Annotated in this window: 10 protein-coding genes; 6 read left to right on the forward strand and 4 right to left on the reverse strand. The window is 74.7% G+C overall.

Going from position 1 to position 9,560, the window contains the following annotated elements:
* Positions 1-201 precede the first annotated feature (201 nt).
* On the reverse strand, positions 202-477 hold the full coding sequence (locus tag ACWGN5_RS38705; RefSeq protein WP_453523106.1) for a hypothetical protein: 276 nt from the start codon (positions 475-477) through the stop codon (positions 202-204).
* 160 nt (positions 478-637) lie between these two features.
* Here ACWGN5_RS38705 and ACWGN5_RS38710 point away from each other — a divergent pair, with 160 nt between their 5' ends.
* Positions 638-997 (forward strand): arsenate reductase family protein, encoded by a 360-nt coding sequence (locus ACWGN5_RS38710; protein WP_453523107.1) that lies wholly within the window; start codon positions 638-640, stop codon positions 995-997.
* Between the two features lie 130 nt (positions 998-1,127).
* On the opposite strand, the gene ACWGN5_RS38715 is transcribed toward ACWGN5_RS38710, so the two are convergent.
* On the reverse strand, positions 1,128-1,985 hold the full coding sequence (locus ACWGN5_RS38715) for an alpha/beta fold hydrolase (protein ID WP_453523108.1): 858 nt from the start codon (positions 1,983-1,985) through the stop codon (positions 1,128-1,130).
* Positions 1,986-2,084: 99 nt separating this feature from the next.
* Between ACWGN5_RS38715 and ACWGN5_RS38720 the strand changes: the two genes are divergently transcribed.
* On the forward strand, positions 2,085-2,519 hold the full coding sequence (locus ACWGN5_RS38720; protein ID WP_453523119.1) for a MarR family transcriptional regulator: 435 nt from the start codon (positions 2,085-2,087) through the stop codon (positions 2,517-2,519).
* Positions 2,516-3,937 (forward strand): MocR-like pyridoxine biosynthesis transcription factor PdxR, encoded by a 1,422-nt coding sequence (gene pdxR, locus ACWGN5_RS38725; protein ID WP_453523109.1) that lies wholly within the window; start codon positions 2,516-2,518, stop codon positions 3,935-3,937. Before ACWGN5_RS38720 ends, pdxR begins: the two co-directional genes overlap by 4 nt.
* Here pdxR and ACWGN5_RS38730 read toward each other — a convergent pair.
* Together ACWGN5_RS38730 and ACWGN5_RS38735 are read right to left on the reverse strand one after the other, a co-directional pair.
* Positions 3,906-4,436, reverse strand: a complete 531-nt coding sequence (locus ACWGN5_RS38730) for a GNAT family N-acetyltransferase (protein ID WP_453523110.1) — start codon at positions 4,434-4,436, stop codon at positions 3,906-3,908. The genes pdxR and ACWGN5_RS38730 overlap by 32 nt on opposite strands.
* The gene (locus ACWGN5_RS38735) at positions 4,420-5,325 is read right to left on the reverse strand and encodes a Gfo/Idh/MocA family protein (protein ID WP_453523111.1); all 906 of its coding nucleotides are present in this window, start codon (positions 5,323-5,325) and stop codon (positions 4,420-4,422) included. Before ACWGN5_RS38735 ends, ACWGN5_RS38730 begins: the two co-directional genes overlap by 17 nt.
* A gap of 343 nt (positions 5,326-5,668) precedes the next feature.
* Here ACWGN5_RS38735 and ACWGN5_RS38740 point away from each other — a divergent pair, with 343 nt between their 5' ends.
* The 3 genes from ACWGN5_RS38740 to glnII all read left to right on the forward strand — a co-directional run bounded on the left by ACWGN5_RS38740 (position 5,669) and on the right by glnII (position 9,402).
* Positions 5,669-7,051 carry a hypothetical protein gene (locus tag ACWGN5_RS38740; RefSeq protein ID WP_453523112.1) on the forward strand — a complete coding sequence of 461 codons (1,383 nt, stop codon included), beginning with the start codon at positions 5,669-5,671 and terminating at the stop codon, positions 7,049-7,051.
* Positions 7,048-8,214 (forward strand): ARPP-2 domain-containing protein, encoded by a 1,167-nt coding sequence (locus tag ACWGN5_RS38745; protein ID WP_453523113.1) that lies wholly within the window; start codon positions 7,048-7,050, stop codon positions 8,212-8,214. The genes ACWGN5_RS38740 and ACWGN5_RS38745 overlap by 4 nt, the downstream gene beginning before the upstream one ends.
* Before the next feature lie 156 nt (positions 8,215-8,370).
* Positions 8,371-9,402: a glutamine synthetase gene (glnII, locus tag ACWGN5_RS38750; protein WP_453523114.1), complete on the forward strand. Its 1,032-nt coding sequence runs from the start codon at positions 8,371-8,373 to the stop codon at positions 9,400-9,402.
* The last annotated feature ends 158 nt before the right edge of the window (positions 9,403-9,560 follow it).

Below are 9,560 nucleotides of genomic sequence, written 5' to 3' on the forward strand. Positions count from 1 at the left end.
TGCTTGCTCATGGTGTCTTCCTTCGGGTTCTCGGGAACACGGAGTCCGGTCGTTCGGATCCCGTACGCCCGGCGTCCAGCGCCCGCCCGTGAGAAGGACGTCCCGCTCCCCGCCGTGGGGCCCCCCCCCGGGGCCCCCCCCCGGGGGGGGGCACCCCCGGGGGGCCGGCCCGGCCCCGCCCGGCCACCCGCCCCTCCGGTGTCAGCGGCCGTAGCGGATGAGCGCGCGGACCATGCGGCACGTCGTGTCGGAGGGCGGGTGGATGCCGATCTGCTCGGCCGTGGTGCGTATCGTCGTGTTCGTCGCCTTCGACGGGACGTAGACGCCGGCGTCGAGAAGGGCGATCGCGAGGCGCATGGCCTTGAGACGGCGGTTGTGCGACACGTACCACTCGCGGGGGCGGCCCGCGGGGAGCGGCTTCCTCTGGAGCGGCTTCCAGGGTTCGAGGGACGGCGTCCGGATCACGGCGAGAGCCATGGGCTACCTCCTGGCGAACGGTGGGGTGGGGGCCCTCCCCGGGACCCTCACCTTCACCCCCTATTTTAGAGACCCCCACTGACAATCGCCCCTGGCCAGATGGGGTTTGGGGGGTGCTGGAAGGGGCCTTGGGGGGTGCCGTGCGGGTACCGTGTGGGCCATGGAGATCTGGATCAATCCCGCCTGTTCCAAGTGCCGCAGCGCCCTCACCCTGCTCGACGCGGAGGGCGCCGACTACACCGTGCGCCGCTATCTGGAGGACGTGCCGTCGCCGGAGGAGATCCGCGGTGTCCTCAAGCGGCTCGGGCTGGAGCCCTGGGACATCACGCGGACCGGCGAGGCCGTCGCCAAGGACCTCGGGGTGAAGGACTGGCCCCGGGACGAGGCGAACCGCGAGCGGTGGATCGAGGCACTGTCCGCGCACCCGAAACTGATCCAGCGGCCCATCATCACGGCCGAGGACGGCACGGCCGTCGTCGGCCGGACCGAGGAGGCCGTGCGGGACGCGTTGTCCCGCTGAGCGGGGACCTCCTTGTCCCGCTGTGAGGGAGGCTCCTTGTCTCGCTGAGCCGCCGTCCCGCTGAGCCGCCGTCCCGCTGAGCCGCCGTCCCGCTGAGCCGCCGTCCCGCTGAGCCGCCGTCCCGCTGACCTCAGCCCGCCGCCAGGAAGCCCGCGAGCGTCGACAGCGCGGCCGGCGGCAGGTCCGCCGGGAGCGTGTGGTGCGTCGCCGCCGGCAGGGTCTCCGTCACGAGGCCGGGGATCGCCGCCCCGGCCCGCTCCGCGATCCGGGCCGCGTCGTGCACACGGCTCCTCCCGGCCGTGAGCAGCAGCGTCGGGGGCCGCAGGGCGGCCAGTTCGGCGCGGGTCGGGCGGGGTCCGGTGACCGGGCGGTGCCGGGGCAGCTCCGCCGCCAGTGCGTCCAGGCGCCGCACCGCCGGGTCCCGCTCCGCCCCGCCGGTCTCCCAGGCGAGGAGGGCCTCCGCCCGGGCGGCCGTCGGGCGCAGCAGCAGGGGCAGGGCGCGCAGCAGGTAGCCGGGGCGGAAGCCGGCGAAGCAGCCGGTCGGGTCGAGGAGGGCGAGGCGGTCGGTCCGGTCGGGTGCCGCCAGGGCGTACCGGAGCGCGATCCACCCGCCGTACGAGTGGCCGCAGAACGACGCCGACGTCAGCCCCAGGCCGTCGAGCACGGCGTCGAGCCAGGCCGTGAGGTCGGCGGCGGTACGGATCGGGCGGCCGTCCGCCCGGCTGCGGCCCGGTCCGCCGACCAGGTCCACGGCGTGGACCCGGTGGGTCGCGCCGAGCGCGGCGGCCGCCGTCCGCCAGGAGCAGGCGGTGGCCCCGCCGCCGGGCAGGAGGAGGACCGGCGGGCCGTCCTCGGGGCCGTGGTGGAGGACGTGCGTGGTGCCGTGGGGTGTGCGGAGTTCCGAGGTGGTGGTGGGGTGGGGCCACGTGGCGAGGAGCTCTTCGTAGGCCGCGGCGAAGGTGCCGGCGGTGATCTCGGCCTGCGGCATCACACGGGTCCTCTCGTTCGGCAGTCATCTCGTTCGGCAATAATCTCGCTCAGCGAGATATATGGATCATAGGAGGATGTCGTGGCTGCGTCACCGGAGATGCAGATCTTTCATCTGCTGCGCGAGGTCACCGTCGAATACGGCCTGCGCCAGAACGACTTCGCCGCCCGCAACGGCATGCACCCGACGGACGTACGGGCCCTGATCTGCCTCCTCGACGCCGAGCGCGCCGGTACGGACGCCACCGCCGGATGGCTCGGCGAACGCCTCGGACTCAACTCGGCCGGCACGACCGCCGTCGTCGACCGGCTCGAACGGCTCGGCCACGTGGCCCGGACACGCGACGCACGGGACCGGCGGCGCGTCCTGCTCACCGTGGAGGACCGGGCGAAGGAACTGGGCCGCGCGCACTTCGGACCGCTCATCGACGGAACGGTCGCGCTCCTCGGCGGCTTCACCGAGCACGAGACCGCGGCCGTACGACGCTTCCTGACCGGGGTACGGGACCTCATGGACGGCGGCGAGGAGCGATGAGCGGCACCGGCGCGCTCGGGAACGACCTGCATCTCGACCTCGGCTCCGGCGGCAGCCGCCGGGCCGCGCTCATCCGGGCCCTGCGCGAGGCCGTGCGCGAGGGGCGCCTCGCCCCCGGCACCCTGCTGCCGCCCTACCGCTCGCTCGCCGCCGACCTCGGGATCGCCCGCAACACCGCCGCCGACGCGTACGCCGAGCTGGTCGCCGAAGGCTGGCTCACCTCCCGTCAGGGTTCCGGCACCCGCGTCGCCGACCGGGTCGCCGCGCCCGCCCCCGGGCCCGTGCGCCCGGCCGCGCCGCCACCGCTCCCGTACGACCTCGTCCAGGGCAAGCCCGACCCCGGCTCCTTCCCGCGCGGCCCCTGGCTGGCGGCGGCCCGACGGGCCCTCACCGACGCGCCGCACGAGGCCTTCGGGACCCGCGACCCGCACGGCCGGATCGAACTGCGCCGGGCGCTCACCGAGTACCTCGCCCGGGTCAGGGGGGTGCGCACGAGCCCCGACCGGATCGTCGTCTGCTCCGGCGCCGCCCACGCCCTGCGGCTGCTCGCCCGCGTGCTCGGCACGGAACGCCCCTGGGCCGTCGAGGCGTACGGGCTCCCCTTCCACCGGAGCCTCCTCGGCGAGGCCGGCGTCCGCACCGTGCCCGTCGCGGTCGACGGCGACGGGGCCCGGACCGGGGAGATCCCGCCCGGGGCCGGCGCCGTGCTGCTCACGCCCGCCCACCAGTTCCCCACCGGCGGGCCCCTGCACCCCGAGCGCCGGACCGCCGCCCTGGAGTGGGCGCGGCGCTCCGGCGGGCTCGTCGTGGAGGACGACTACGACGGCGAGTTCCGGTACGACCGGCGTCCCGTCGGCGCCGTCCAGGGCCTCGACCCCGAACGGACCGTCCTCCTCGGCTCCGTCAGCAAGAGCCTCTCCCCCGCGCTGCGGCTCGGCTGGATGTGCCTGCCGGCGGCGCTCGTGGACCCCGTCGTCACCGCGAAGGGGGAACGCGAGCCGTACGCCTCCGCCATGGACCAGCTCACCCTCGCCGACCTCCTCGGCTCCGGCGCGTACGACCGGCACGTCCGGGGCATGCGCCGCCGCCACCGGGAGCGGCGCGACCGGCTGGCCGCCGCACTCGCCGAACGGGTGCCGGGGGTACGGGTGACGGGCATCGCCGCCGGTCTGCACGCCGTCCTGGAACTGCCGCCGGGCACGGAACGGGCGGCGCTCGCCGCGGCCGCCCGGCACGGGGTCGCCACCGAGGGCCTGGCCTCCTACCGCCACCCCGACGCCGGGGGCCCCGCCCACCCGGACGGCCTGGTCGTCGGCTACGCCACCCCGCCGGAACGGCTGTACGGGGCCGCCCTCGACGCCCTGTGCGGGGCGCTGGCGGAGACGCTCAGCCCGCGGGCGGCAGACGTCTCGTCATGAACAGCTCCTGACCCGCGCGGCCGGCCCGCGCGTACCCGAGGCGCTCGTACAGCGTGATCGCCGGGGCGTTGGACGCCAGGACCGAGAGCCGGAGGACGCCCGCTCCGGTGCCGTGCGCCCAGGTCTCGACGGACGCGATCAGGCGGACCGCGAGACCGTGCCCCCGGGCCTCCCGCGCGACCCAGACCGACCGCAGTTCGGGCACGGCGTCGGGCGCCATGAGACCGGCCGCCATCCCGACGGGCCGGGCGTCGCGGACCGCCAGGACGCCGTACGCGGCCGGGTCGTCGAAGCGGGCCCGCCACTGCTCCTCGCCGCCCCGGTCCCAGTCGGCGAGCCGCGCCTTGAACGCCTCGGGCGAGACGGTGAGCGAGGCGATCCGGGCCTCGCGCCAGAGGGACCAGTCGGCGGGGGTGACGGCCCGGACGAGCGGCGGGTCGGCGGCAGGAGTGCCCGCTCGGACGACCCGCCGGCCGGGGTCCTCAGCCGCGGGCCGCATGGTGCTCCGCCTCCGTCAGGATCTCCGTGAGGCGCAGGCCGAAGCGGGCGTCGCAGGCGTGGGGTTCGCCCGTGCGGGCCGCCGTGACGAGGGCGTCGACGGCCGCCGCGAAGGCCCCCACCGCGCCGTTCCAGCGGGGCAGTTCGGCCCGGCCCCCGGTGCCGTACAGGGTGAGGGCCGCCTCCGCCGCCTCCGGAGGCGCGCTGAGCGTGAGCGTGGCCGTGCTGCTCGCGCCCGAGGCGTGGCGCAGCACGAGGTGGTGGGTGTCGTCGGGGCCCGGGACGGCGGTGACGCCGGTGACGTCGCCGAGGACCGGCAGGAGGACGGAGAGGACGTGCGGGCCGACGTCCCACAGGCCGCCCTTCTCCCGCCGCCAGGGCGAGGCCGCGTACGCGCTCGTGGAGCCGGGGCCGTACAGCGAGCCCAGCCAGTGGGCCTCCCCGAGGAACCAGCCGCCCGCCGCCGTCTGCTCGTCGATCCAGCGGGCCGTCGGCTCCGCGAACCGCAGGGTGCAGAAGACCACCGAGGCGACCCCGGCGGCCTCGACCGCCTCGGTGACCTCACGGGCGAGCGGCACCGTCGTGGCGACCGGCTTGTCGAGCAGCACGTGGCAGCCGGCGGCCGCGGCCCGGACGGCGAGCGGGGCCTGGACGTCCGGCGGCAGGGCCAGGGCGACGGCGTCGCTCGCGGCGAAGAGGGCGTCCAGGTCCTCGTACGCGCGCGTGCCGGACGCGGCGGCGAGCTCGGCGGCCGCCTCGGGGCGTCTGCCCCACACCCCGCTGAACTCGATGCCCGGATGCCCGGCGAGGGCAGGCGCGTGCGTACGGGCGGCCCAGGGGCCGGTGCCGAGGAGTCCGATACGGGGCTTCACGCCCAGGAGCTTCGCCATGCCCCCAGTCTGCCGGGCACCACCGACAACGAACGCCGCCCGCAAGCCACCGGGGGCTCGCGATCCCCCGGCCGCCCGCAATCCCCCGGCGGCCCGCAATCCCCCCGGCCGCCCGCAATCCCCCGGCGGCGTGCGATCCACCGGCGGCGTGCGATCCACCGGTGGCTTGCGACCCCCGGCCGCCCGTAATCCGCTGGCGGTCCTCCCCCGGCCCGGTGTTAGCGTTCCTGCGCCGGCCGCGGGACTCCGGTGCGACTTCCGGAACCTGCCTCTGAAGCAACGTCTTCGCTGTTCGCGCCCCCATTCCCCGGCCGGCATCCACGTGCAGGGAAGGGAAAGCGCCGTGTCCGAGCTCGTCGCCGCCGAGGACGTGCTCCTCTTCGTCAACGCCGCCGTGACCGCCACCGGCCAGCGCGAGTTCCGCTCCTCCGCCGCCGAGCAGCGCTTCTCGCTCGCCTTCCTCCACGAGTACGTACGGGTCAATTACCGGCCCGTGTACGCCGCCGCCCTCGCGCTCGACATCAACGACCACAACGCCGCGCTCGTCATCGAGCACCTGCTCCGCACCCCGAGGGAGGCGGAGCCGGGCGAGGGCCGGCTGATCGCCGCGCGCCTGGCGCTGCTGCCGCCGCAGCGGGTCTACCGGCTCTTCGGCGCGCTGCGCGCCGCCGGGGTCAACAACCGCCGCACGCGCGCGATCGTGCGCGCGTGGCTCGCGGCCCGCCCCGACCCGGCCCTGGACGCGGTGAAGTACCGGACCGGATTCAAGACCGCCCTCCGGCACGTCCACGCCCGGCCGGCGGACCCCGAGACCGGTGACTTCCTCTTCGCGCCCGGCCGCCGGGTCCGGTACGAGAACGCCACGCTCGACGCGCACTGCCGGGCCCACTACGAGCAGGGCGCGCTGTACGAGCTGCCGTTCACGGTCGCGGAGGGCTTCGCCGCGAAGCACGGGATACCGCGCGCGGTGTTCCTGGAGCGGATCGCGCCCCGGATGACCCGGCTCGAACGGCTGCGTACGGACCGGGCCGTCGATCTGTCGGTCATGCCGCTCACCCGGCTCGCCCTGTACGTCCTCGCGCTCCCGTTCGCCGAGCGGGTGGAACGGCGGGCCGAGCTGACGGCCTCGCTGCGGGCGGCGGCGCGGCGCGCGGCGGGGCCGTACGCCGGGACGTGGGGCCGGGTGGCGGCCGTGCTCGACGACAGCTTCTCCTCCTCCGGCTCGGCGGTGAAGCGGCGCCGTCCGCTGGCCGTGGCCCTCGGCTGCCACTTCCTCCTGGAGGCCCTCGCGTCCCCGGGGGCGTACGTGCCGCTGTGGACCTCGGGGCGGGACGATCCCCTGCTCGTCCACCCCCACGGCCCGACCCCGCTCGGCCTGCGGGTCCTGGACGCCCTGGAGACCGGTCCCGAGCGTCTGGTGATCGTCTCCGACGGCTGGGACAACGCGCCTCCGGGGCTCGCGGGCGAGGTGCTGCGGGTGTGGCGCACGCGCCTCGACCCGGAGCGGCGGACGAGCGTGGTGCACCTGAACCCCGTATACGACGCGGAGGGCTTCGACGTGCGCCGACTGGCGCCGAGTGTGCCGACGGCCGGGGTCAGGGACGCGGAGGATCTCGCGGCCCTGGTGGAGATCGCCCAGTTCGCGGAGGGGCGGACGGGCTTCGCGGAGCTGAGGGCCTATCTGGACCGGCGGGTGGAGCTGTTCCTGAAGGGGGCGGAGGGATGACCCGGATCGATCTCGACGGGCTGCGCGTGCGGCCCGCGCAGGTGTGGGGCGGGGTGCGGATCGTGCCGCTCGTGCGGGACGAACCGGTGCCGGGGCTGCGGCTGCGGCGTGAGGTGTACGAGGGGTGGGGCGCGGGCTCCGTCGAGCTCGGCGACCGGACCACGTACACCTCGTACATCCCGCACGGCTTCGTCGCCGACTGGACGGGTGCGGGCGCGGAGGCCGCCGCGTACGGGACGCGGCTCGGGGGTGAGGGGGAGCCGGCGGCCGTGCCCGTGCGCCGGATCCACCGCCTGGCCAAGCGGCGGCGGGACAAGGACGGGCGCGCCGAGCGGCGGCTGCGGTTCCTGCCGCTGCACCTCGCCCTGGAGGGGTATCTCGCGCTGCACTTCGGCGGGCCGTCCGTGGTCTGGGACGACTGGTCCCGGGAGGCGCTGCGGCGCGGGCTCTCGCCGCGGGCCGAGGCGGCGTACGCGGGGTGGGCGGTGCCCGGGCTCTCGGAGGCGCTGCGGATCTTCGAGCTGCATCCGGGGCAGTGCGGGGTGCTCCTGTACGTGGCCGACGCGCTGGCCGCGGCCTTCGTGGTGCCGCACCCGGACGACTACCGGCTGCTGCACCCGACGCTGGTGGAGGACCTGTACGGGGAGCTGGTCCACCAGTACGCGTACTACGGCGCCCCCGTGCCGGAGTTCACGGCACGGATCCGGGACGGCGCCGGCGGCATCCGGGGCCTCGCGGATCTGCGGGCGGCGGCGCTGGAGCAGGAGCGGGCCTGGGCGGCGGCGCACGACGGGCTGATGGCGCGGGACCTCCTGGAGACCTCGTACTCCTTCGAGCGGGTGCGGCGGATGGGGGCGTTCGACCTGTACCGGTTCCTGCCGCCGTTCGAGCGGGGCGGGCGGGAGCAGCACATCGGGGAGGTGATCACCGACCGGAAGGGGCGGGCGGCCTATCTGAAGACCTTCCGGCTCTCCGAGAACCAGATCCGGAAGGGGTATCTCCTGAACCGGCTCGCGGACTGCGACTGGCACCTCGGGCGGACGGCGGAGGCGCTGGGGACCTCGTACGCCGAGGTGGTGCGGCGGGTGCGGGGTGCGGGGCTCGGATCGCTCCTCGACGCGCACGTCGTCGCACGGCGGCTGCGCGAAGATCAGGAAAGCTGAGTAACACGGGGTTCACAAACGGGCAACCGACGGGAAATCCCGTGTTGCCAAGCTGCGGTCGAACACAAACCGCGCAGTCAGCGCAGAGACCGCAGCTTCTCGCAGTGCCGCGAGCCGCAGCGGAACCCCGCAGCAGCACGCCAAAGGATGAGACCCGTGACCTTCAAGGCTGAGTACATCTGGATCGACGGCACCGAGCCGACCGCGAAGCTTCGCTCCAAGACGAAGATCATCGCCGGTGAGGGTCTCGCCCTCGACGAGCTGCCGATCTGGGGCTTCGACGGTTCCAGCACGAACCAGGCCAAGGGCCACGCCTCGGACCGCGTCCTCAAGCCGGTCTTCTCCTGCCCGGACCCGATCCGCGGCGGCAACGACGTCCTGGTGCTGTGCGAGGTCCTCAACACGGACATGACGCCGCACGAGTCCAACACGCGTGCCGCGCTGGCCGAGGTCGCCGCGAAGTACGCCTCCCAGGAGTCGATCTTCGGCATCGAGCAGGAGTACACCTTCTTCGAGGGCACCCGCCCGCTCGGCTTCCCGGTCAACGGCTTCCCGGCCCCGCAGGGCGGCTACTACTGCGGCGTCGGCGTGGACGAGATCCACGGCCGCCCGATCGTCGAGGCGCACCTGGAGAACTGCCTCAAGGCCGGTCTCGGCATCTCCGGCATCAACGCCGAGGTCATGCCCGGCCAGTGGGAGTTCCAGGTCGGCCCGCTGTCCCCGCTCGAGGTCTCGGACCAGCTGTGGGTCGCCCGCTGGCTGCTCTACCGCACGGCCGAGGACTTCAACGTCTCCGCGACGCTCGACCCGAAGCCGGTGAAGGGCGACTGGAACGGCGCGGGCGCGCACACCAACTTCTCCACGAAGGCGATGCGCGAGGGCTACGACGCGATCATCACCGCGTGCGAGTCCCTCGGCCAGGGCTCGAAGCCGCTGGACCACGTCAAGAACTACGGCGCCGGCATCGACGAGCGCCTGACGGGCCTGCACGAGACCGCCCCGTGGGACGAGTACTCCTACGGCGTCTCGGACCGCGGCGCCTCGGTCCGCATCCCGTGGCAGGTCGAGCAGGACCAGAAGGGCTACATCGAGGACCGCCGCCCGAACGCGAACGTGGACCCGTACGTGGTGACCCGCCTGATCGTGGACACCTGCTGCGAGGCCCTGGAGAAGGCCGGCCAGGTCTGATCCGCCCCGCTTCACGAGAGGCGGCCCCCCCGTAAAACCGGGGGGGGCCCAGAAGGACAGGGGGGGGGATAACAAACGGGTTTGTTGGGGGGGGGGGGGGGGGGGGCATACCCAAGTGATACAAAAGGGTAAGGGCCACAAAAACAAAGAACACCCCG

It is taken from the genome of Streptomyces sp. NPDC055815 (assembly GCF_053616475.1).